This is a genomic window from Streptomyces sp. NBC_00631, assembly GCF_045206895.1.
GTDB lineage: Bacteria > Actinomycetota > Actinomycetes > Streptomycetales > Streptomycetaceae > Streptomyces.
Map to the genome: position 1 here is coordinate 5701291 of NZ_CP107734.1, position 22993 is coordinate 5724283.

Here is a 22993-nt window from a genome sequence, read left to right on the forward strand (position 1 = left end):
TACGACCGAGCCGCCCCCGCCTTTTCTCTCCCCTACCCCAGTGGATGCGCGGCGAGCAGATCCCCCAGCGCCTCCTCGTGCGCCCCGGCCCCTCCGAGCGCCAGCTCGATCTGCTTGGCCCAGGCGTGATACCGGTGCAACGCATACTCGGTGTCGGCCCCGAACCCTCCGTGCAGATGCTGCGCGGTCTGCACCACCCGCCGCACCCCCTCGGCCGCCCAGATCTTCGCCACCGCCACATCTCCGGCCGCCGGCAGCGCCCCGGCCGCTCCCGACGCGATCCGCCACGCCGCCTGCCAGAGCGTCGCCTCCATGGCCCGCAGGTCGATGTACCGGTCGGCGGCCTGCACGGCAACCGCCTGGAACGTGGCGATCGGATACCCGAACTGCTCCCGCTTCCCCGCGTACTCGCTGGTCATCCGCAGGACCCGCTCACCGATCCCGAGCGCCAGCGCACACGTCCCGGTCACCAGCAGCTCGTGCAGCCACTCCCAGGCCCCTTCCGCCACCACCACGTCCCGCCCCGCGACCCGCGCCGACTCCAGCCGCAGCTCCCCGAGCCGTTCCCCACTGGTCGACACCTGCTCGGCGACCGCAACCCCGCCCCCGACCTCGGCCGCGCCCGCCGTGCCCCCCTCGCCTTCCGGCGCCACCAGCGCCAGCACTATACGGTCCGCCTCCGTGCGCGCCGGTACGACGACGAGATCGGCGCCGTAGACCCACGGCACCGCCGTCTGCACCCCGTCCAGCACCCAGGTGTCACCGTCCCGCCGCGCGGTCACCGCCAGCTCGGCCGGGTCGTGCCCGGTGCGTCCGCTCGCGGCGACGGTCAGCACCAGCTCGCCCCGCCCGGCCCGCGCCGCCAGCCGGTCCCGCAACTCCGCCGCCCCATACCTCTGTACGGCCGCCAGAGCCGCGCTGTGCTCCAGCAACGGCACCCTGGCCAGCACCTTCGCCGACTCCCGCAGCACCAGGCAGAGCGCGATGGCGTCCAGGCCGGCTCCGCCGTACTCCTCGCCCAGCAGCAGACTCAGCAGATCCGCGCCCGCCAGCCTGTCCCACAGTTCCCGGTCGAAGCCCTCGGCCACGGCACCGGTGGTGAGCGCCGGGCTCGGCACCGCGTCCGGCGCCACCCCCGCGAACACCCCGCGCGCCGCCTCGGCCGCCGCCAACTGCTCCTCGGTGAAGGTGAAGTCCACGGTCCTGTCCTCCCGGCGGGTCCAGCTGATCTGACGGTCCGTCAAGATAGAACAGGTTCTAGAAGAAGGGAACCTAAAACCCCTGCGATCACCAGCTCCTCCCGTCGTAGGCTGACGGCCGCTGTCCGCCGATGGGGGACGGACACACGAGGGAGGACACATGGGGATCCGCAGCCTGACCCGTACCGAGGCCGAACGCCGGGCCGCACTGATCACGGTCGAGCGGTACGACGTCGACATCGACCTCACGGCCCTGCCCGCCGGGCCGGAGATCCGCTGCGTCTCCACGGTGACCTTCACCTGTTCCGAACCGGGCGCCGAGACCTTCGTCGACTGCGCGGCAGAGGTCCGCGCCGCCACCCTGAACGGCACCCCCCTCACCCCCTCCGGCGACGGCCGGATCCCGCTGCCCGGTCTGGCCGCGCACAACGTGCTGCGCGTCGAGAGCGTCCAGGCCGACACCGCCACCGGCGAGGGCGTGCACAAGGCCACCGACCCCGCCGACGGCGAGGTGTACGTCTGGACGAGCTTCGAGCCCGACGAGGCCCGCTTCGTCTGGGCCTGCTTCGACCAGCCCGACCTCAAGGCCCCGCACGCCTTCACGGTCACGGCCCCGGCCGCCTGGACCGTCCTCAGCAACTCCGGTGACCCGCGGATCGAGGAGCAGGGCACCGCCCGCCGCTGGAGCTTCCCGGACACCCCGCCGCTGTCCGTGTACAACACCGTCGTCAACGCCGGCCCCTTCCACGAGATCCGCCGCGAGGCCGACGGCCACGACCTCGGCATCTACGCCCGCCGCTCGCTCGCCGAGGTCCTGGAACGCGACGCCGACGAGATCTTCACCCTCACCCGTCAGGGTCTCGCCTTCTACGCCGAGGCCTTCGCGATGCCCTTCCCGCAGCGCAAGTACGACCAGGTCTTCATGCCCGAGTTCGGCGGCGCGATGGAGAACTACGGCTGTGTGACCTGGTCGGACGGCTTCCTGCGGCGGGCCACGCCGACGCCCGCCGAGCGCGAGCGGCTCGCGGTGGTGCTGCTGCACGAGATGGCGCACATGTGGTTCGGCAACATCGTCACCATGCGCTGGTGGGACGACCTCTGGCTGAACGAGGCCTTCGCCGAGTTCGCCTGCCACTGGGCCGCGGAGGGCGCCACCCGCTACACCGACGCCTGGGCCGGCCACCTCCTGGGCGGCAAGGTCAGGGCGTACCTCTCCGACCAGGGCCCGGTCTCGCACCCGATCCACCAGCCCATCCACGACGTCGCCCAGGCCGCGTCGATCTTCGACAACATCACCTATCCCAAGGGCGCCTCCGTCCTCCAGCAGCTGATGACCTACGTCGGCGAGGACCTCTTCCGCGCCGGCATGGCCGCCTACTTCGCCCGTCACGCCTGGAGCACCACCACCCTCCAGGACCTGATCGACGCCCTCGCCGAGGCCAGTGGCCGCGATCTGGCCGCCTGGCGCAAGGCCTGGCTGGAGACCGCCGGCACCGACCGCTTCACCCTGGAGCACGACGGCGACACCGTCACCCTGGTCGCCGACGGCGACCCGCGCCCCCAGGTCCTGGCGGTCGGCGCGTACGACCGAGCCGACGACGCCCTGCGACGCACCGCGCTGGTCCGCGTCGAGGTGACCGGGGCCCGTACCCCCGTCACCGGACTTCCCGCCACGTCGGGCCTCCTCCTGATCAACGACGACGACCTCACCTTCGCCACCACCCGCCCGGACCCCACCACCCGGGACACTCTCTTCCGCGCGGCGGCCCAGCTGCCCACGGCCATCTCCCGGGGCGCGGCCGCCGCCACCGTCTGGGACATGCTCACGGCCGGCGAGGCCACGGCCGCCGAGGCCGGACGCTGCCTCACCGCGGTCCTCGCGGCCGAGACCTCCGACGCCGTGATCGAGCCCTACCTCACGCTCGTCACCAACATCGCCGAGCTCTGGGCCCCCTCCACCGAACGCCCCGCGCTGACCGAGGCCGTGGCCGCGGCCTGCCGACGGCTCGCCGCCGACCCCGGCCGCCGCCAGGTCGCCCTGCGCGGCTTCGCCCGCACCGCGACCGGCGCCGAGGAGCTGGCCTGGCTCCGCGAGCAGGCCGGCGACGACGTCGACCTGCACTGGCGCGCCCTCGTCCGCGAGGCCGAACTCGGCGGCGACATCACCGCCGAGTCCGCCGCCCTGCTCGAACGCGACCCCGACCCCGACGCCTGGGTCCGCGCCCTCACCGTCCGTGCCGCCCTCCCCGACCCGGCCGCGAAGGCCGAGGTCTGGCAGCGGCTGGCCGTGGACCGCGAGGTGCCCGTCCACGCGGTCGCCCCGGTTGCGGCCGCCTTCTGGCGTCCCGGCCAGGAAGCCCACCTCGCCCCCTACGCCGACCGCTACCTGGCCGCGGTCCCCCAGCTGCACGTGGGCGGCATGATCCCGGCGATGACCTATGCCTCCCAGCTCTTCCCGCCGTACGCCATCGATCCCGCGTACATCGAGAAGGCCCGGCAGACGGCCCTGGAAGCGGCCCCCGTGGTCCGCACCACCCTTCTGGAACGCTCGGACGCCGTCCGCCGCATGCTCCACGCCCGGGCCGTGACCGCCTGACCCCGGACACCGCCCCGGCGTCCTGGTGTCCCGTTGCGTTCCTCGTCCTCCCGTCCGATCGTTCGGTCCTGGTGATTTCCATGGTGGCCGGGCCCGTACAAGCGATCAACCCCTGTGGAAAACGGCGGCCGCGGCCTGTGGAAAACTCCCGGGAGCGCGGCCGGGGGCCGGGCCCTGCCGCCGTATGACCTGGGACGCTCTCGCCCGCAGGGCACCGGTGCCCGAGGGCCGGGAGGCCGGCGGCCCCGACCGGAGTGGCGATGGCCACGCCGTCGGCCTCGTCCACGGGGCTGCGCCCGGTGGCCGGTGCTGAGTACCGTTCCGTGCGAGTGCCGGGCAGCGGCACACCGGGCGGTCCCGGATCGGCGGGCCGACGACGATGCGGGATCGGGGAACGGGGCGGCATGGACGACGCGTACGACGAGGGCGCGGACGCCCGGCACGGGCCGGGCGGCCCGAGCGGGACGCGTCCGGAGCCGGAGTCCGTCCCACCGTCGCCACCGATTCCACCGGCCCCCGCGGGGGAGTCACCCGGCCTCCCTCGCACCGGCGTCGCCGCCCTCTCCCCCCGCTATCAGGTCGGCGCGGCCCTGGCCCTCGCCCTGGTCGCGGTCGCCGCCTGCGTGCACCTGGGGATGGTGTTCCTGAGCGTGGCCCCGGCGAACACGGTGACCAAACAGCACGGCAAGGCGATCGAGGAGTGGGTGTACCCGGAGTTCGAACAGAACTGGAAGCTCTTCGCGCCGAACCCGCTGCAGCAGAACATCGCCGTGCAGGTGCGCGCCGAGGTGCTCATGCAGGACGGCACCACGACCACCACCGGCTGGAACGACCTGTCCGCACAGGACGGCAGGGCCATCGACGGCAGCCTGCTGCCCAGCCACACCGTGCAGAACGAGCTGCGCCGCGCCTGGGACTTCTTCGTCACCACGCACGGCGGCGACAACCGTCCGATCGGCCTGCGCGGCTCCCTGTCGGAGCAGTACCTGCGCCGGATCGTCGTGATGCGCATGTACGCGGGGGACGCCACGAGTCAGAAGGGCACCATCGAGCGGGTCCAGGTGCGCTCCAGCACCACCAACGTGGCGCCCCCGGACTGGAGCGGTGAGAAGGTCTCCGACACCCCCGTCTACCGGGTGCTGTCCTGGTGGACGGTCACGACGGACGAGGCGAACGGCGGTGTGCGGTGAACCGTCTCGCCCTGTGCCTGTCCCGTGCCATCGCCCGCGTCACCGAGGCGGCCCTCGGCCCGTACCAGACGGCCGTCGTCCGCATCGGCTTCGCCGCCACCTGGCTGCTGTTCCTGCTGCGCGAGTACCCGCACCGCCAGGAGCTGTACGGACCCGACGCCCCCTGGAGCTTCGACCTCGCCCAGCAGCTGACCGCCGACAACCACGCCTTCACGGCGCTGCTCTCCTCCGACAGCCGGACCTTCTTCGAGGTCGCCTACTTCCTCGCGGTGCTCTCCAGCGCCCTGCTCCTGCTGGGCTGGCGCACCCGGGCCACGTCCGTGCTGTTCATGATCGGCGTGCTGTCCCTGCAGAACCGCAGCGTCTTCGTGGGCGACGGCGGCGACAACGTGCTGCACCTGATGTCCATCTACCTGGTGTTCACGCGCTGCGGCCAGGTGTGGTCCCTGGACGCGCGCAGGGCGGCCCGCGCGAGCGCCGCACGCGCGCGTGCGGCGCGAGTGGTCCCCGACCGCGCGGGCCCCGCCCTGTGGGCGGTGTCGGGTCTCGTCCTGCTGACGGCGGCTCTCACCGGCCGCACCGGCGGCGGCTGGCTGGTCCCGGCCCTGATGTGGGCGACCTGGGCGGGCGCCGCCCTGTGGTGGGCCGCCGGCCGCTGGGCGCGCACGCCCGAGCCGCGGATCCTGCTCGACGTCATCGCCAACATCCTGCACAACGGCGCCCTGTTCGTGATCATGGCCGAGGCCTGCCTGATCTACGCCACCGCCGGCTGGTACAAGATCCAGGGATCCCGCTGGCAGGACGGCACCGCCGTCTACTACCCGCTCCACCTGGACTACTTCTCGCCCTGGCCGGCCCTCGCCGACCTGCTGTCCGCCAACGGCACGCTGGTGATGCTGGTGACCTACGGGACGGTCATCGTGCAGGTCGCCTTCCCGTTCACGCTGTTCAACCGTCGGGTCAAGAACGTGCTGCTGGCCGCGATGATGACCGAGCACGCGGTGATCGCGGTCGTCCTCGGCCTGCCCTTCTTCTCGCTGGCCATGATCGCGGCGGACTCCGTCTTCCTGCCGACGTCCTTCCTGTACCGGCTCGGCGGCTGGGCGGCACGCGCGCGTGGGCGCCTGTTCCGCCGGAGCGACCCCGAGCTGCCGGTGCAGCGCTTCCCGGAGGCCGACGAACAGCCCCGCGTAGGCTTCGGGGCATGACCGACCCCCTGGACCACTGGGCGCGGCTGGCCGGCTCCGCCGTCCTCCTCGACGGCTTCCACGCCCTCAAGCACGCGCTGCGCTTCGGCGCACAGGTGCCGGTGGCGGTCACGACGGACCGGGCGGCGGCGCTGACCCTGGCGCGGGAGCTGGCGCCGGACGTGGAGGAGGTGCTGGGCGCGCTGCTGACGGAGGTGCCGTCGCAGACGTACGCGTCCCTCGTCCCGCGCCCGCACCCCACGGCCGTGGCCGCCCTCGCCGTACGGCCGTCCCGCGAGACCAACCTGCGTGAGCTGGCGCGCGTCCCGCGCACGGCGCCGATCGTGGTCCTCGACGAGCCGCGCAACCTGGGCAACGCGGGCGCGGTGATCCGCCTGGCGGCGGGCTTCGGGGCGACCGGCGTCATCACGACCGGCACCCTCGACCCCTGGCACCCGACGGTCGTCCGCGGCGGCGCGGGCCTCCACTTCGCCACGGCGGTGGAGCGGATGGCCGTGGCGGACCTGCCGCAGGGCCCGCTGTACGCACTCGACCCGGAGGGCGAGGACATCAGAAGCGCGAAGCTTCCCGACGACGCGATCCTCGCCTTCGGCTCGGAACGGACGGGCCTGTCGAGGGAGCTACGCGCGCGTGCCGACCATCTCCTCCGCCTGCCGATGCGCCCCCAGGTGAGCAGCTACAACCTGGCAACGAGCGTGGCGATGGCGCTCTACCACTGGAGCGCCTCGCAGGGGGCGTGAGCCGATGCGCCCCGTCAGGGGCGCGGGGCTGTATTGAAACTGCGGCTACCGCCGCGTGGGCGCGACCAGCCACAACGGCGCTGCACCCGCCCCATGACCGTCCGCCCTACGGCGGCACCGCCCGGCTCGGCACCGCCGATCACCACCGTCGTGGCGGAACGCCGTTGCGGCGGCCGGAAGCGTGGCGGTGCCGGCCAGGATCGGCGCCTGCCGCTGATGTCGGCCGGTCGCCGGTCCCGCGCGCTATGCCTCCCTGCGCACCTCGATCACCCGGAACCGGTTCGCCACGAACGCCCCGTCGCACAGCGCGGCGTTCGCTGCCGGGTTGCCGCCCGAGCCGTGGAAGTCGGAGAAGGCCGCCGTCTGGTTCACGTACACCCCGCCCACCAGGTTCAGCGACAGCTGGGCCGCCTCCTCCAGGCAGACCTCCTCCACCGCGCGCTCCACGTCGGCGTCGACCGTGTACGCGCCGACCGTCATCGCACCCTTCTCGCGGACCGTCCGCCGCAGCAGTTCCACCGCGTCGGCGGCGGAGTCGACGGCGACGGCGAAGGACACCGGGCCGAAGCACTCGCCCATGTAGGCGGCCTCGTCGTCCGCCCCCTCCCAGTATTTCCGCGCCCCGTCCAGCTTCACGATCACCGGCGTCCGCACGACCGCGCCCGGGAACTCGGGATTGGCGATCTCGCGGGAGGCGAGGGCCACCTCGCCGAGCCCGGCCGCGGCCTCCAGGCGGGCCTTGACGTCGGGGTTGACGATCGCGCCGAGCAGCGCGTTCGCCCGGGCGTCGTCGCCGAGCAGGCCGTCGACCGCGCGGGCGATGTCGGCGACCACCTCGTCGTACGTCTTCGGGCCCGCGTCGGTGCGGATGCCGTCGCGGGGGATCAGCAGGTTCTGCGGGGTCGTGCACATCTGGCCGCTGTAGAGGGAGAGCGAGAAGGCCAGGTTGGAGAGCATCCCCTTGTAGTCGTCGGTCGACTCCACCAGGACCGTGTTGACGCCGGCCTTCTCCGTGTAGACCTGCGCCTGCCGGGCGTTGGCCTCCAGCCAGTCCCCGAAGGCGGTCGAGCCGGTGTAGTCGATGATCCGGATCTCCGGGCGGGTCGCGAGCGCCTTGGCGATGCCCTCGCCGGGGTGTTCCGTCGTCAGGGCCACCAGGTTCGGGTCGAAGCCGGCCTCGGCGAGGACCTGGCGGGCGACCTGCACGGTGAGGGCCAGCGGCAGCACCGCGCGCGGGTGCGGCTTCACGAGGACCGCGTTGCCGGTGGCGAGGGAGGCGAACAGGCCCGGGTAGCCGTTCCAGGTCGGGAACGTGTTGCAGCCGATGACCAGCGCGATGCCGCGCGGGACCGGCTTGAAGGTCTTCGTCAACGCGAGCGGGTCGCGCTTGCCCTGCGGCTTGGTCCACTCGGCCGTCTCGGGGGTGCGGACCTGCTCCGCGTAGGCGTAGGCCACCGCCTCCAGGCCGCGGTCCTGGGCGTGCGGGCCGCCCGCCTGGAACGCCATCATGAAGGCCTGGCCGCTGGTGTGCATGACCGCGTGCGCGAACTCGTGTGTCCGGTCGCTGATCCGCTTGAGGATCTCAAGACACACCACCGCGCGCGCCTCAGCGCCCGCGTCGCGCCACGCGCGCTGCCCGGCCCGCATCGCCGGCAGCAGTGTGTCGACGTCCGCATGCGGGTAGGTCACGCCCAGCTCGACGCCGTACGGGGAGACCTCGCCGCCGGTCCAGCCGTCGGTGCCGGGCTGGCCGAGGTCGATGCGGGTGCCGAGGAGGGCGTCGAAGGCGGCCTTGCCCGCCGCCGCGTCCAGACTGCCGTGCTCCCCGTAGGCCTTGGGGTGCTCGGGGTGGGGGGACCAGTACGCGCGCGTGCGGATCGCCTCCAGCGCCTGGTCAAGCGTGGGCCGGTGCTTGGCGATCAGCTCGTGCGCGGTGAGTTCGGCGGTCATGCGGGACCAACTCCTCGTCTGATGAGCTCCCTCGAAGCTCATGACCTGGGCGGAAACGGCCGGACAGAGTTAGAGTAACCGAACGATCGGTCGGGACAAGGGGGCCTGCCGCATCTGTGGAAAACCCCGTGCGGGAGGATCGCGCACATGACAGCACTCGACCTCAGCAGCACCGTGGGAGTCGTCGGCACCGGCACCATGGGCCAGGGCATCGCCCAGGTCGCACTCGTCGCGGGCCATCCCGTACGGCTGTACGACACCGTCCCCGGACGGGCCGGGGAGGCGGCCGCGGCGATCGTCGCCCGCCTCGACCGGCTCGTCGAGAAGGACCGGATGACGGCCGCCGCCCGGGACGCCGCCCGCGCCCGGCTGCTGCCCGCAGGCGAGCTCACCGAGTTCGCCGACTGCACGCTGGTCGTGGAAGCCGTCCTGGAGCGGCTGGAGGCCAAGCAGGAGCTGTTCCGTGCCCTGGAGGACATCGTCGGCGAGGACTGCCTGCTCGCCACCAACACCTCCTCCCTGTCGGTCACGGCCATCGGCGGCGCCCTGCGCAGCGCCTCCCGCCTGGTCGGCCTGCACTTCTTCAACCCGGCCCCGCTGCTGCCGCTGGTGGAGGTCGTCTCCGGGTTCGCCACCGACGTCACGTCGGCCACGCGCGCGTACGAGACCGCGCGCTCCTGGGGCAAGACACCGGTCGCCTGCGCCGACACCCCCGGCTTCATCGTCAACCGCATCGCCCGGCCCTTCTACGCCGAGGCGTTCGCGGTCTACGAGGCACAGGCCGCGGACCCGGCCACCATCGACGCGGTGCTGCGGGAGAGCGGCGGCTTCCGGATGGGCGCCTTCGAACTGACCGACCTGATCGGCCAGGACGTCAACGAGTCCGTCACGCACTCCGTGTGGCAGGCCTTCTTCCAGGACGTCCGCTTCACGCCCTCCCTGGCCCAGCGCAGGCTGGTCGAGGCCGGCAGGCTCGGCCGGAAGACCGGGCACGGCTGGTACGACTACGCGGACGACGCCGAGCCCGCCGAGCCGCACACCGCCGAGCCCGCCGACCGGCCCGCCTACGTCGTGGCCGAGGGCGACCTGGGCCCCGCGGCCGAGGTGCTCGCGATGATCCGCGAGGCGGGCATCCAGGTCCGCGAGGAGGACGAGGACCACGGCACCCGCCTGGTGCTGCCCAGCGGCGGCCAGCTGGTCCTCGCCGACGGCCAGACCTCGGTGGAGTTCCGGGACGTCGTCTACTTCGACCTCGCCCTCGACTACCGCCGCGCGACCCGGATCGCCCTGTCCGCCGGACACGACACCCTGCCCAGGACGCTCAGCGAGGCCATCGGCCTCTTCCAGGCGCTCGGCAAGCAGGTCAGCGTCATCGGTGACGTCCCCGGGATGATCGTCGCCCGCACGGTCGCCCGCATCGTGGACCTCGCGCACGACGCCGTCGCCAAGGGGGTGGCCACCGAGGAGGACATCGACACCGCGATGCGCCTGGGCGTCAACTATCCGCTCGGCCCCTTCGAGTGGAGCCGCCGCCTCGGCCGCGACTTCGCCTACGACCTCCTCGACGACCTGCACCTGCGCGACCCGAGCGGCCGTTACGCGCCGTCCCTGGCGCTCTACCGCCACGCCTACGCCACCGAGAAGCGGGAGGGCGCGTCATGACGACCGCCAAGCGGGACACCTACACCCCCGAGACCCTGCTCTCGGTGGCCGTCCAGGTCTTCAACGAGCGCGGCTACGACGGCACATCCATGGAGCACCTCTCCAAGGCCGCGGGCATCTCCAAGTCGTCGATCTACCACCACGTCTCCGGCAAGGAGGAGCTGCTGCGCCGCGCGGTCAGCCGCGCCCTGGACGGCCTGTTCGGAATCCTCGACGAGGAGCACGCGCGCGTGGGCCCCGCCGCCGACCGCCTGGAGCACGTCGTACGGCGCATGGTCGAGGTGCTGATCACCGAACTGCCGTACGTGACGCTGCTGCTGCGGGTGCGGGGAAACACCGACACCGAGCGCTGGGCGCTGGAGCGGCGCCGGGACTTCGACCACCGGGTGGCCGACCTGCTGAAGGCGGCCGCCGCCGAGGGGGACATACGCGGTGACGTCGAGGTGCGCCTCGCGACCCGGCTGGTCTTCGGCATGGTCAACTCGATCGTGGAGTGGTACCGCCCGGACGGGCGTGGCGCGAGCGCGCGCGAAGTCGCGGACGCGGTCGTCCGGATGGCCTTCTCCGGCCTGCGCGCGCACTGACCTCAGCCCTGCGGCTCCAGGTCCTCCTCCTCGAACACCAGCAGCGTGCGGGTGCTGAGCACCTCGGGGATGGCCTGGAGCCGGGTCAGCACCAGCTCGCGCAGTGCCCGGTTGTCGGGCGTGTGCACCAGGAGCAGCACGTCGAAGTCCCCGCCCACCAGGGCGATGTGGGAGGCGCCGGGCAGCTGCCGCAACTGCTCGCGGACCGTGCGCCAGCTGTTCTGGACGATCTTCAGGGTGATGTAGGCCGAGGTGCCCTGACCGGCCCGCTCATGGTCCACGCGGGCCCCGAAACCGCGGATCACCCCGTCCTCGATGAGCCGGTTGATACGCGCGTAGGCGTTGGCCCGCGAGACATGGACCCGTTCGGCGACCGACCGTATCGACGCCCGGCCGTCCGCCTGGAGGATCTGCAGGATGTCCTGATCAATGGCGTCCAACGGACGGGCGGGCGACAGTGCGGCGCGATCCTGCGGGCCCTCGGCCATTTGTTCAGGTGCCATGTCCCCCCGCCTCCCTACCATGGACGTACTGCGTTCATTCCAGGCTGTGGAGAACCGTTTGTCCACAGCGTGAAGCCGCCTGTAGCCAAAATGTGCCGACGACCGAACAATCGGTAGGTGGGACGGGTCACAGACGATCCGTCTCCCGTAGCCACCCCCACAAGGAGGTGCCGTCATGACGGTCATGGAGCAGCGCGGCGCATATCGTCCGTCGCCGCCGCCCGCCTGGCAGCCCCGGACGGACCCCGCGCCGCTGCTGCCCGACGAGCGCCCGTACCGCGTCCTCGGGACGGAGGCGGCCGCCGAGGCCGATCCGGAGCTGCTGCGCCGGCTGTACACCCAGCTCGTACGCGGCCGCAGGTACAACGCCCAGGCGACCGCCCTCACCAAACAGGGCCGCCTCGCCGTCTACCCCTCCAGCACCGGCCAGGAGGCCTGCGAGGTCGCCGCCGCACTCGCCCTCGAAGAGCGCGACTGGCTCTTCCCCAGCTACCGGGACACCCTCGCGGTGATCGCCCGGGGCGTCGACCCCGTCGAAGCGCTCACCCTGCTGCGCGGCGACTGGCACACCGGCTACGACCCCTACGCCCACCGGGTGGCCCCGCTCTCCACCCCCCTCGCCACCCAGCTCCCGCACGCCGTCGGCCTCGCCCACGCGGCTCGCCTCAAGGGCGACGACGTGGTCGCGCTCGCCATGGTCGGCGACGGCGGCACCAGCGAGGGCGACTTCCACGAGGCCCTGAACTTCGCCGCCGTCTGGCAGGCCCCGGTCGTCTTCCTGGTCCAGAACAACGGCTTCGCCATCTCCGTCCCGCTCGCCAAGCAGACCGCCGCCCCCTCCCTGGCCCACAAGGCCGTCGGATACGGCATGCCGGGCCGCCTGGTCGACGGCAACGACGCGGCAGCCGTGCACGAGGTCCTCACCGACGCCGTACGGCAGGCGCGCGAAGGCGGCGGCCCGACCCTGGTCGAGGCGGTGACCTACCGGATCGACGCCCACACCAACGCCGACGACGCCACCCGCTACCGCGGTGACACCGAGGTCGACGCCTGGCGCGACCACGACCCGGTCCTGCTCCTCGAGCGCGAACTGACCGACCGCGGACTCCTCGACGAGGACACCGTCCGGCGCGCCCGCGAGGACGCCGAGACCATGGCCGCCGACCTGCGCGCACGCATGAACCGCGACCCCGAACTCGACCCCATGCACCTCTTCGACCAGGTCTACGCGGAGACCACCACGCAACTGCGCGAACAGCGCGCCCTGCTCCGCGCCGAGCTGGAGGCCGAGCGCCAGGACCAGGAAGGCGGGCCGCGATGACGACCGTCGCCGTCAAGCCCGCCACCATGGCACAGGCCCTCACGCGCGCGCTGCGCGACGCCATGGCCGCCGATCCCGCCGTGCACGTCATGGGCGAGGACGTCGGCACCCTCGGCGGGGTCTTCCGGGTCACCGACGGTCTCGCCAAGGAGTTCGGCGAGACCCGCTGCACCGACACCCCCCTCGCCGAGGCCGGCATCCTCGGCACCGCCGTCGGCATGGCCATGTACGGGCTGCGCCCGGTCGTGGAGATGCAGTTCGACGCCTTCGCCTACCCCGCCTTCGAGCAGCTCATCAGCCACGTCTCCCGGATGCGCAACCGCACCCGGGGCCGGATGCCCCTCCCGATCACCGTCCGCGTCCCCTACGGCGGCGGCATCGGCGGCGTCGAGCACCACAGCGACTCCTCCGAGGCCTACTACATGGCCACCCCCGGCCTGCACGTCGTCACCCCCGCCACCGTCGCCGACGCCTACGGCCTGCTGCGCCGGGCGATCGCCTCCGACGACCCGGTCGTCTTCCTCGAACCCAAGCGCCTGTACTGGTCCAAGGACACCTGGAACCCCGAGCAGCCGACGGACGTTGAACCCATCGGCCGCGCGGTGGTGCGCCGAACCGGGCGCAGCGCCACGCTCATCACCTACGGCCCGTCCGTGCCGGTCTGCCTCGAAGCCGCCGAGGCCGCCCAGGCGGAGGGCTGGGACCTGGAAGTCGTCGACCTGCGCTCCCTGGTGCCGTTCGACGACGAGACGGTCTGTGCGTCGGTACGGCGCACCGGGCGCGCGGTCGTCGTACACGAGTCGGGCGGGTTCGGCGGCCCGGGCGGGGAGATCGCGGCACGCGTGACCGAGCGCTGCTTCCACCATCTGGAGGCGCCGGTGCTGCGCGTGGCCGGGTTCGACATTCCCTACCCGCCGCCGATGCTGGAGCGCCACCACCTGCCCGGCGTCGACCGCATCCTGGACGCGGTGGCGCGTCTGCAATGGGAGGCCGAAGGCTGATGGCACAGGTGCTGGAGTTCAAACTGCCCGACCTCGGGGAGGGGCTCACCGAGGCGGTGATCGTCACCTGGCTGGTCCAGGTCGGCGAGGTCGTCGCGATCGACCAGCCGGTCGTCGAGGTCGAGACGGCCAAGGCGATGGTCGAGGTCCCCTGCCCCTACGGCGGTGTGGTCACCGCCCGCTTCGGCGAGGAGGGCACCGAACTGCCCGTCGGCGCCCCGCTCCTGACGGTCGCCGTCGGCGAGGCCACCACGGTCCCCGAGGCGGAGGGCTCCGGCAACGTCCTGGTGGGATACGGCACGGGAACGCCTCCGGCGCGCCGCCGCCGGATCCGCAACGCCGCCCCGGACCGGGCCAACAGCACGGCCGACCGGAGCGCCGTGACGACCAAGGCGCCACCGACCGCCCACGCGCGCGTGCCCGCCCCGCACCCGGTCACCGAGAGCCCCGTCCCGGTGATCTCCCCGCTGGTCCGCCGCCTCGCCCGCGACAACGGCTTGGACCTGCGCCAGTTGGAGGGCTCCGGCCCCGAAGGACTCATCCTGCGCGCCGACGTCGAGGACGCCCTGCGCGCCCACGCGGCCCGCGTCACCGCCAGGACCGCTCCGGAGCCCGTCGGCACCCGCACCCCCCTCAAGGGCATCCGGGGCGCGGTCGCCGACAAGCTCTCCCGCAGCCGCCGGGAGATCCCCGACGCGACCTGCTGGGTGGACGCGGACGCGACCGAGCTGATGCGCGCGCGCACCGCGATGAACGCGGCGGCGGGCCCGAAGATCTCCCTCCTGGCACTCCTGGCCCGGATCTGCACCGCCGCACTGGCCCGCCACCCCGAGCTGAACTCCTACGTCGACGTCGAGGCCCGCGAGATCGTCCGACTCGACCACGTCCACCTGGGCTTCGCCGCCCAGACCGACCGGGGCCTGGTCGTCCCTGTCGTCAAGGACGCCCACACCCGCGACGCCGAGGCCCTGACCGCGGAGTTCGCCCGACTGACCGAGGCGGCCCACGCCGGCAGCCTCACCCCGGCCGAACTCACCGGCGGCACCTTCACGCTGAACAACTACGGCGTCTTCGGCGTCGACGGCTCCACCCCGATCATCAACCACCCCGAGGCAGCGATGCTGGGCGTGGGCCGCATCGTCCCGAAGCCCTGGGTCCACGAGGGCGAGCTGGCCATCCGCCAGGTCGTCCAGCTCTCCCTCACCTTCGACCACCGGGTCTGCGACGGCGGCACAGCGGGCGGCTTCCTGAGGTACGTGGCCGACTGCGTGGAAAACCCGGCGGTGCTTCTCAGGACGCTCTAGCGACAGCGGCCCGCAAGGGGCGCGGGGCCGTATCAATATGCGGCTCCGCCGCGTGGGCGCGACCAACCACGAACAACCCGCACTCGCCCACGGACGATCCGCCCCCGCCCCTCGGGCGCACGCAACCACACCCTGCGCATCACACACCGCCTCATCGGTTCCCCGTGATCAGAACGCCCCGCATACTCGAAAGGTGACCGCCACCGACCCCCCGCCCTACGACGCGATCGTGCTGGCCGGCGGCGCCGCCCGGCGCCTCGGCGGGGCCGACAAACCCTCCGTCCGGGTAGGCGGCCGCCCCCTCCTCGACCGCGTCCTCGCGGCCTGCGCCGGCGCACGGCGGACCGTCGTCGTGGCAGCCCCGCGCCCCACCTCCCGCCCGGTCCACTGGACCCGCGAGGACCCCCCGGGCGGCGGCCCGGTCGCCGCCCTCGACGCCGGCTTGCGCCACACCGCTGCCGACTGCGCGCTCGTACTCTCCGCCGACCTCCCGTTCCTCGAAGAGGCGACGGTGGGGCGCCTGTTGTCGGTACTGCACGCCTCCGGCGCGGACGCGGCGCTGCTCACCGATGCCGACGGCAGGGACCAACCCCTCGTGGCGGCCTACCGGACAGCGGCGCTGCGCCACGCACTGTCGGCTCTCGCCGAAGGCGACCGCGGCCTCACCGGCCTCCCCCTTCGGCGCCTCACCGCCGCACTGAACCTCACCCGTGTCCCGGGCCCCCTCGCGTCCTTCGACTGCGACACCTGGGACGACATCGCCGACGCCAGGGCACGCATCAGGGAGCATGGGCACGTGTTGGATGAATGGATCTCCGCAGTCAAGGACGAACTGGGCATCGACCTGGACGTCGACATCCGCCTTCTGCTCGACCTGGCCAGGGACGCCGCGCACGGCGTGGACCGCCCGGCCGCCCCGCTGACCACCTTCCTCGTCGGCTACGCGGCCGCACAGGCCAAGGGCGGCCCCGAGGCGGTCGTCGAGGCGGCCCACAAGGCCGCCGCGCTGGCCCTGCGCTGGGCGGAGGAGGCGAACCCTTCCGCCGGGCAGGCCGCCACCGAGGGACCGGGCTCCGCCGAACCGGGCCCCGGCACCCCCGCCGCCGGGCCCGGCCGGTGACCGCCCCCGGTACTCGGGCCGGCACCCCCGCCGCCGCGGACACCGACGACGATCTCGACGTCGAGGAGGCGCTCGCCCTCGTGAGAGAGCCCAGGGAGCCCAGGAAGCCCCGGCAGGGCACGACCCCCGCACCCACCCCCCACGCCGAGCACGACCCCGGAGGACCATCGGCGCACCGCCACCGCGCCACCCCCTGGCCCCAGGCCCGCGAGACCGCCGCCCGCGCCGCCCGGTCCGGCGGCCGCGGTGCCCCCGTCTCCGTGCCACTGGCCGACGCCCTCGGCCTGACCCTCGCCGCCCCCCTGGACGCCCTCACCGACCTTCCCTCCTTCGACACCTCCGCCATGGACGGCTGGGCGGTCGCCGGCCCCGGCCCCTGGGACGTACGCGAAAACGGCGTCCTGGCCGGGCACGCGCAGCCCGAGCCCCTCACCGACGGCGAGGCGGTCCGGATCGCCACCGGCGCCCGGATCCCGGCGGACACCACCGCGGTGCTGCGCAGCGAGCACGGACGTCTCGACACCCAGGGCCGGCTGCACCCCACCCGCGAGGTGGTCCACGGCCAGGACATCCGCCCGCGCGGCCAGGAGTGCCGTAGTGGCGACCAGTTGCTGCCCATCGGCACCCTGGCCACCCCGGCCGTTCTCGGCCTCGCCGCGGCCGCCGGATACGACACCGTCACCGCCGTCCCCCGCCCCCGCGCCGAAGTCCTGGTCCTGGGCGATGAACTGCTCACCCAAGGGCTCCCGCACGACGGACTCATCCGGGACGCGCTCGGTCCGATGCTGCCCCCCTGGCTGCGCGCGCTCGGCGCCGAGGTCACCGCCGTACGACGGCTCGGCGACGACGCCAAAGCCCTGCAGAAGGCGATCGCCTCCTCGACAGCGGATCTCGTCGTCACCACGGGCGGCACCGCCTCCGGCCCGGTCGACCACATCCACCCCACCCTGGAGCGCATCGGCGCCCAACTCCTCGTCGACGGCGTCAAGGTGCGCCCCGGCCACCCCATGCTGCTGGCCCGCACCAAGGAGAACCAGCACCTCGTCGGTCTCCCCGGCAACCCCCTCGCAGCCGTCTCCGGCCTGCTCACCCTCGCCGAACCCCTGCTGCGCACCCTCGCCGCCCGTCCGGCCCCCGAGCCGTACGCGCTGCCGCTGGCAGAAGCGACGCACGGTCACCCGTACGACACCCGGCTCATCCCGGTCGTCCTGCGTGGCGACACCGCGATCCCGCTCCACTACAACGGCCCCGCCATGCTCCGCGGCATCGCCGCCGCCGACGCGCTCGCGGTCGTACCGCCGGGCGGAGCCCGCCAGGGCGAGGAGACGGAGATGCTCGACCTGCCGTGGGCGGCCGCGGGCATCGAGGTGTGTTTCACGTGAAACTTCCGGGCCATGACGCCATCGCCCGCCAGGCGGACGAACACCTGGTGACCCATCGGGTGAAACTCCCGACCGAAGTGGTGGAGCGCCCGATCCGCCAGGTCGCCAAACGGCTCTCCATGGCCCTGCTGGTGCTGGTCGCCACCGCGTTGATCGTCTACGCCGACCGCGAGGGCTACAGCGACAACTCCGACGGCTCCGTCGACCTCCTCGATGCCTTCTACTACGCGACCGTCACCCTCTCCACCACCGGTTACGGCGACATCACACCCGTCAGTGACAGCGCACGGCTCACCAACATCTTCGTCATCACGCCCCTGCGGGTGCTGTTCCTGATCATCCTGGTCGGCACCACGCTGGAAGTCCTCACCGAACGCACCCGGGAGGAATGGCGCCTGAACCGCTGGAGGTCCACGTTGCGGGATCACACCGTCGTCGTCGGGTTCGGGACGAAGGGGCGGTCGGCGATCCAGACGGTCTGTGCGACCGGCCTGAAGAACGAGCAGGTGGTCGTGGTCGACCCGAGCTCCAAAGTGATCGACGCGGCCACCGCCGACGGATACGCGGGGGTCGTGGGCGACGCGACCCGCAGCGAGGTGCTGAAGCGGGCCGAGGTGCAGCGGGCGCGGCAGATCATCATCGCGACCCAACGGGACGACACGGCCGTGCTGGTGACGCTGACGGCACGGCAGCTCAACAAAGCCGCGAAGATCGTGGCAGCGGTCCGCGAGGAGGAGAACGCTCCCCTGCTCAAGCAGTCCGGCGCCGACGCCGTCATCACCAGCGCCAGCGCGGCCGGGCGGCTGCTCGGGCTGTCCGTGCTGAGCCCGGCCGCCGGCATGGTCATAGAGGACCTCATCCAGCAGGGCAGCGGTCTGGACCTGGTGGAACGCCCGGCGGTCAAGGCCGAGGTCGGCAAGACCCCGCGCGAGACGGCCGACCTGGTGGTGAGCGTCATACGCGGGCACCGGGTGCTCGGGTATGACGATCCGGCCGTCGGCACGATCGAGCCGACGGACCGGCTGATCACGATCGTGCGGGCCTCGCCGGGCAGCCGGGTCGCGCCGGACGTACGACCCCTGCCGCGTGCCTGACCGGGACTGACCTGGAGCGCGGCCGGGCGGGGAGTAGCGTCGGCCGCATGTATGCGATCACGATTCCCGAACCTGGTGGGCCCGAGGCGCTGGTGTGGGACGAGGTTCCCGATCCCGTGCCCGGAGAGGGCGAAGTTCTGGTCGAGGTGGTGGCCAGCGCCGTCAACCGTGCCGACATCCTGCAGCGACAGGGCAACTACAACCCGCCGCCGGGCGCCTCCCCGTACCCCGGTCTGGAGTGCTCCGGGCGGATCGCCGCGATCGGTCCCGCAGTCTCCGGCTGGTCGGTCGGCGACGAGGTGTGCGCACTGCTCGCGGGCGGCGGCTACGCCGAGAAGGTCGTCGTGCCGGCCGGGCAGCTGCTGCCGGTACCCGGGGGCCTGGACCTGAAGCAGGCCGCCGCGCTGCCCGAGGTGGCCTGTACGGTCTGGTCGAACGTCTTCATGATCGCCCACCTGCGCCCCGGCGAGACCCTCCTCGTGCACGGCGGCTCCAGCGGCATCGGCACCATGGCGATCCAGCTGGGCAAGGCGATCGGCGCCAAGGTCGCGGTCACCGCGGGCACGAAGGAGAAGCTGGACTTCTGCGCCGAGCTGGGTGCGGACATCCTCGTCAACTACCGCGAGCAGGACTTCGTCGCCGAGGTGAAGCAGGCCACCGACGGCGCGGGCGCCGACGTCATCCTGGACAACATGGGCGCCAAGTACCTGGACCGGAACGTGCAGGCACTCGCGGTCAACGGACGGCTCGCGATCATCGGTATGCAGGGCGGCGTCAAGGGCGAGCTGAACATCGGCGCGCTGCTCGGCAAGCGGGGCGCGATCAGCGCGGCCTCGCTGCGTGCCCGGCCGCTCGCCGAGAAGGCGGCCATCGTCGCCGCGGTGCGGGAGCACGTGTGGCCGTTGATCGCCCAGGAGCATGTCCGCCCGGTCGTCGACCGGGAGCTGCCGATGGCGGAGGCGGCGCAGGCCCAGCGGGTGGTCGAGGCCAGCGAGCACATCGGCAAGGTCCTGCTGGTCGCCGGATAGCGACCTATCCCCGCCGCACCCGCAGGCCGACGAAGGCCAGGCCGAGCCCGAGGCCGATCAGGACCAGTCCGCTGCCGAGCGGAAGAATGTGCAGCACGGGCTCGGTGTCGTCGTCCTGGCCCGGGCCGAGGGCCTGGCCCGTGGCAGGGTTCGGCTGGGGCGCGGTGGGGGCCAGGACGGCCTCCCGGGGCGGTTGCGAGGAGGTGGCCGCCGGGCTCTCGGCGCCGCTCACCGGCGACTCCGTCGCCGTCCCCTCGTCGGGATCGGCGGAGTCGGCGGGGCCTGTGGAGTCGTCCGGGTCGTCGGCGTCCTGGCCCTCGACCTTCGTCGCCGGGCCCTGGGGCCGCCCCGGTCGCATCCGGCCCTCGCCGGCCAGCGTGCCGGCCAGGGACGCTTCGGGGGTGGCCGAGGCGCTGGCGGAGTCCGAGGGCAGCGGCTCGGGGGCCTTCGCGACGGCCGTGCCGCACGGCAGCAGGACCGCCGCGAGGACGAGCAGCAGACGCACGAGCAGCGGACGCACGAGCAGCGGACGCACGGGCAGCGGACGCACGGGCAGCGGACGCACGGACGCGGGCCGCACCGGGCCGAGCGGCCGGGTATCGGCGCGGGGGAGTCGCAGCCTTGGAGTCACTTCGGTGACCTCCTGGAGCACAGTCGTCGTCAGGGCCGACGATCACCAGCCTCACATTCACCGACAAACCCGGCATTAATTGTTCGGCCGATGGGTCTACGGCCGGTCCCGAGCGGTTCGGAAAGGTGGATCAGCCCCGATGGGGGGCACCGCGGTGGTGAGGTCTACGGGTGCGAGAGAATGGCGGCATGGAGATGCCGAGGAACGAACGGTCGCCCGAGAATCCGCAGATCCTGGTCGTGGGCCAGGACGGGATGGCACTCGGTGGCGGCAACGGGGACGAGGACTCCCGCGAGATCCCGGTGACGGAGATGGTGGAGCAGCCCGCCAAGGTCATGCGGATCGGCAGCATGATCAAGCAGCTCCTTGAGGAGGTGCGCGCCGCTCCCCTCGACGAGGCCAGCCGGGTCCGGCTCAAGGAGATCCACGCCAGCTCGGTGAAGGAGCTGGAGGACGGTCTGGCGCCCGAGCTGGTGGAGGAGCTGGAGCGGCTCTCGCTGCCGTTCACCGACAACTCGACCCCCTCGGACGCGGAACTGCGCATCGCGCAGGCCCAGTTGGTGGGCTGGCTGGAGGGGCTGTTCCACGGGATCCAGACCACCCTGTTCGCCCAGCAGATGGCCGCCCGCGCCCAGCTTGAACAGATGCGGCGCGCGCTGCCGCCGGGCGTCGGCCACGAGGGCGAGGAGCACGGCCCGGGCGGCCGCTCCGGTGGGCCGTACCTCTAGACACTGCCTGGACCTCCAGATACTCCCTGGACCTCCAGACCCCCTGGATTCTCCCGAGACGGCGAAGGGCCCGGCGTACGACCGCCGGGCCCTCACTACGTCCTTAGCCTCAGCCGGTCGCCGGGTTCCCGGTCGACACCTTGAGCTCGATGGTCGGCATGTCCTTCGGGTCGACGTCGGTGCCCGAGGACGGGAACTGCTCCATGATCGTGCCGTCGCCGTAGGTGTTCTCGTCCACGGAGACGATCTTCATCTGCCATCCGGCGGCCTGGAAGCACTCCTTGACCGACTTGATGTACTTGAACCTGAAGTCCGGGACCTGGACCTTGTCCGGGTCGTCGTAGGACTCCTGCGGTTCGGTGCACTCGGTCTTCTCGATGGTCTTCGAGGTGTCGGGCCCGCGGTAGCCGGACGCGTGCGAGGCCGTGGCGCTCGCGGTGCCGCCCCCGCTGCCGCCGGTGCCGCCGGTGTTGTCGTCCTCACGGCCGTTGTTCAGCGCCAGCGCGACGATCAGGCCGACCACCGCGACCAGCGACACCGCGATCGACCCGATGACCACCGGCCGGTTGCTCTTCCCGCCGCCGACGGAGGGAGCCGAGGGCGTGAGGTTGTACGGCGGCGGAGTGGACGGCGCCTGCTGGGCGTAGCCGGCCGGCGTCTGGTAGCCCGCCTGCTGCGGATAGCCGTAGGCGGGGGAAGGCACCGGAGTGCCGTACGGGTTCGGGGCCGGAGCCGGCTGGTACGGCGTCTGCACCGGCCCGGGAGGCACCGGCGTCGCCTGGCCGACCGGCGGGAACACCGCGGAGCCGACTCCGGCGCCGCTCTGCGTCGGCGGCATGCCCGGGACGATGCTCGGCGCGGCCGGCTGGAGCGAGGCGGCGACCCGCAGGCACTCGTCGCGCATGGACTCGGCGGTCGGGAAGCGCTCGTTCGGGTTCTTCTTCAGCGCGCGGGCGACCAGCGCGTCCACGGCCGGGGGAAGGGCACGGTTGATCGAGGAGGGCGCGACCGGCTCCTCCTGGACATGCGCGTAGGCGATGGCCAGCGGCGAGTCCGCGTCGAACGGCAGCCGCCCGGTGACCAGCTGGAACAGCATGATGCCGACCGAGTAGAGGTCGGACCGGGCGTCCACGCCCCGGCCAAGGGCCTGCTCCGGCGAAAGATACTGCGGGGTGCCGACGACCATGCCGGTCTGGGTCATCGAGGTGACCCCGGACTGCATGGCGCGGGCGATGCCGAAGTCCATCACCTTGACGACCCCGCGCTTGGTCATCATCACGTTGCCGGGCTTGATGTCGCGGTGGACCAGCCCCTTCTCGTGGCTGATCTCCAGGGCGGCCAGTACGTCGGCGGTGATCCGCAGCGCCTTGTCGGCGGGCATCGCGCCGGCCTGCCGGACGTCCTCCTCCAGCACCGAGCCGAGCGGGCGGCCCTCGACGTACTCCATGACGATGTACGGCATGGTCGAACCGTCCGACTCGTCCTCGCCCGTGTCGAAGACGGAGACGATGTTGGTGTGCGTGAGCTTGGCCACTGCCTGGGCCTCGCGGCGGAAGCGCTCGCGGAAGGCCTGTTCCCGGCCGAGTTCGGTGTGCAGGGTCTTGATCGCGACCTGCCGGTCCAGGACCGCGTCGTACGCCAGGTGCACGGAGGCCATGCCGCCCTCGCCGAGCAGGTCGCGCAGCTGGTAGCGGCCACCGGCCAGCGCCCGCCCCGCGTAACGGCCGTGTGCGCCGTCCTGGCTCATTTTCC

General features: G+C 72.6%; 19 protein-coding genes. 14 read left to right on the forward strand and 5 right to left on the reverse strand.

All coding sequences use genetic code 11. From position 1 onward, the window contains the following. Nucleotides 1–32 precede the first annotated feature (32 nt). Entirely contained in the window at nt 33–1199 is a 1167-nt protein-coding gene (locus OHB00_RS26190) for an acyl-CoA dehydrogenase family protein (protein ID WP_406445990.1), read from the reverse strand. A 160-nt stretch (nt 1200–1359) separates the two neighbouring features. Between OHB00_RS26190 and pepN the strand changes: the two genes are divergently transcribed. The 4 genes from pepN to OHB00_RS26210 all read left to right on the forward strand — a co-directional run bounded on the left by pepN (nt 1360) and on the right by OHB00_RS26210 (nt 6933). Continuing rightward, nucleotides 1360–3795, forward strand: coding sequence for an aminopeptidase N (pepN, locus tag OHB00_RS26195; protein ID WP_406438050.1), 2436 nt, complete (start codon nt 1360–1362; stop codon nt 3793–3795). Between the two features lie 404 nt (nt 3796–4199). After that, a complete protein-coding gene (locus OHB00_RS26200) occupies nt 4200–4985 on the forward strand; it encodes a DUF5819 family protein (RefSeq protein ID WP_406438052.1) in 786 nt (261 codons plus the stop codon). Next, on the forward strand, nt 4982–6193 hold the full coding sequence (locus OHB00_RS26205) for an HTTM domain-containing protein (protein WP_406438054.1): 1212 nt from the start codon (nt 4982–4984) through the stop codon (nt 6191–6193). The genes OHB00_RS26200 and OHB00_RS26205 overlap by 4 nt, the downstream gene beginning before the upstream one ends. After that, the gene (locus OHB00_RS26210) at nt 6190–6933 is read left to right on the forward strand and encodes a TrmH family RNA methyltransferase (RefSeq protein ID WP_406438056.1); all 744 of its coding nucleotides are present in this window, start codon (nt 6190–6192) and stop codon (nt 6931–6933) included. Before OHB00_RS26205 ends, OHB00_RS26210 begins: the two co-directional genes overlap by 4 nt. Before the next feature lie 243 nt (nt 6934–7176). Here the strand turns inward: OHB00_RS26210 and paaN are convergent, their stop codons facing one another. Then, nucleotides 7177–8883, reverse strand: a complete 1707-nt coding sequence (gene paaN / locus OHB00_RS26215; RefSeq protein WP_406438057.1) for a phenylacetic acid degradation protein PaaN — start codon at nt 8881–8883, stop codon at nt 7177–7179. Between the two features lie 147 nt (nt 8884–9030). Between paaN and OHB00_RS26220 the strand changes: the two genes are divergently transcribed. Next, nucleotides 9031–10545: a 3-hydroxyacyl-CoA dehydrogenase gene (locus OHB00_RS26220; protein WP_406438059.1), complete on the forward strand. Its 1515-nt coding sequence runs from the start codon at nt 9031–9033 to the stop codon at nt 10543–10545. Beyond that, nucleotides 10542–11129: a TetR/AcrR family transcriptional regulator gene (locus tag OHB00_RS26225; protein WP_406438061.1), complete on the forward strand. Its 588-nt coding sequence runs from the start codon at nt 10542–10544 to the stop codon at nt 11127–11129. Before OHB00_RS26220 ends, OHB00_RS26225 begins: the two co-directional genes overlap by 4 nt. Nucleotides 11130–11131: 2 nt before the next feature. Here the strand turns inward: OHB00_RS26225 and OHB00_RS26230 are convergent, their stop codons facing one another. Continuing rightward, nucleotides 11132–11632, reverse strand: coding sequence for an Lrp/AsnC family transcriptional regulator (locus tag OHB00_RS26230; RefSeq protein ID WP_406438063.1), 501 nt, complete (start codon nt 11630–11632; stop codon nt 11132–11134). 175 nt (nt 11633–11807) lie between these two features. Between OHB00_RS26230 and pdhA the strand changes: the two genes are divergently transcribed. The 7 genes from pdhA to OHB00_RS26265 all read left to right on the forward strand — a co-directional run bounded on the left by pdhA (nt 11808) and on the right by OHB00_RS26265 (nt 19882). After that, the gene (gene pdhA / locus OHB00_RS26235) at nt 11808–12953 is read left to right on the forward strand and encodes a pyruvate dehydrogenase (acetyl-transferring) E1 component subunit alpha (protein WP_406438065.1); all 1146 of its coding nucleotides are present in this window, start codon (nt 11808–11810) and stop codon (nt 12951–12953) included. Then, nucleotides 12950–13954, forward strand: a complete 1005-nt coding sequence (locus OHB00_RS26240) for an alpha-ketoacid dehydrogenase subunit beta (protein ID WP_406438067.1) — start codon at nt 12950–12952, stop codon at nt 13952–13954. Before pdhA ends, OHB00_RS26240 begins: the two co-directional genes overlap by 4 nt. Beyond that, entirely contained in the window at nt 13954–15258 is a 1305-nt protein-coding gene (locus OHB00_RS26245; protein ID WP_406438068.1) for a dihydrolipoamide acetyltransferase family protein, read from the forward strand. Before OHB00_RS26240 ends, OHB00_RS26245 begins: the two co-directional genes overlap by 1 nt. A gap of 193 nt (nt 15259–15451) precedes the next feature. Beyond that, complete coding sequence (locus tag OHB00_RS26250) at nt 15452–16378, forward strand: NTP transferase domain-containing protein (RefSeq protein WP_406438070.1); 927 nt, start codon at nt 15452–15454, stop codon at nt 16376–16378. Further along, complete coding sequence (locus OHB00_RS26255; protein WP_406438072.1) at nt 16375–17760, forward strand: molybdopterin molybdotransferase MoeA; 1386 nt, start codon at nt 16375–16377, stop codon at nt 17758–17760. The genes OHB00_RS26250 and OHB00_RS26255 overlap by 4 nt, the downstream gene beginning before the upstream one ends. Further along, nucleotides 17757–18854: a potassium channel family protein gene (locus tag OHB00_RS26260; RefSeq protein ID WP_406438074.1), complete on the forward strand. Its 1098-nt coding sequence runs from the start codon at nt 17757–17759 to the stop codon at nt 18852–18854. Before OHB00_RS26255 ends, OHB00_RS26260 begins: the two co-directional genes overlap by 4 nt. Nucleotides 18855–18901: 47 nt before the next feature. After that, nucleotides 18902–19882: an NAD(P)H-quinone oxidoreductase gene (locus OHB00_RS26265; protein WP_406438076.1), complete on the forward strand. Its 981-nt coding sequence runs from the start codon at nt 18902–18904 to the stop codon at nt 19880–19882. A gap of 4 nt (nt 19883–19886) precedes the next feature. On the opposite strand, the gene OHB00_RS26270 is transcribed toward OHB00_RS26265, so the two are convergent. Further along, complete coding sequence (locus OHB00_RS26270; protein WP_406438077.1) at nt 19887–20513, reverse strand: hypothetical protein; 627 nt, start codon at nt 20511–20513, stop codon at nt 19887–19889. A gap of 188 nt (nt 20514–20701) precedes the next feature. On the opposite strand from OHB00_RS26270, the gene OHB00_RS26275 reads away from it, so the two are divergent. Next, a complete protein-coding gene (locus OHB00_RS26275) occupies nt 20702–21241 on the forward strand; it encodes a bacterial proteasome activator family protein (RefSeq protein WP_406438079.1) in 540 nt (179 codons plus the stop codon). Nucleotides 21242–21350: 109 nt separating this feature from the next. Here OHB00_RS26275 and OHB00_RS26280 read toward each other — a convergent pair whose 3' ends face one another. Further along, nucleotides 21351–22988, reverse strand: a complete 1638-nt coding sequence (locus tag OHB00_RS26280) for a protein kinase domain-containing protein (protein WP_406438081.1) — start codon at nt 22986–22988, stop codon at nt 21351–21353. Between the last annotated feature and the right edge of the window lie 5 nt (nt 22989–22993).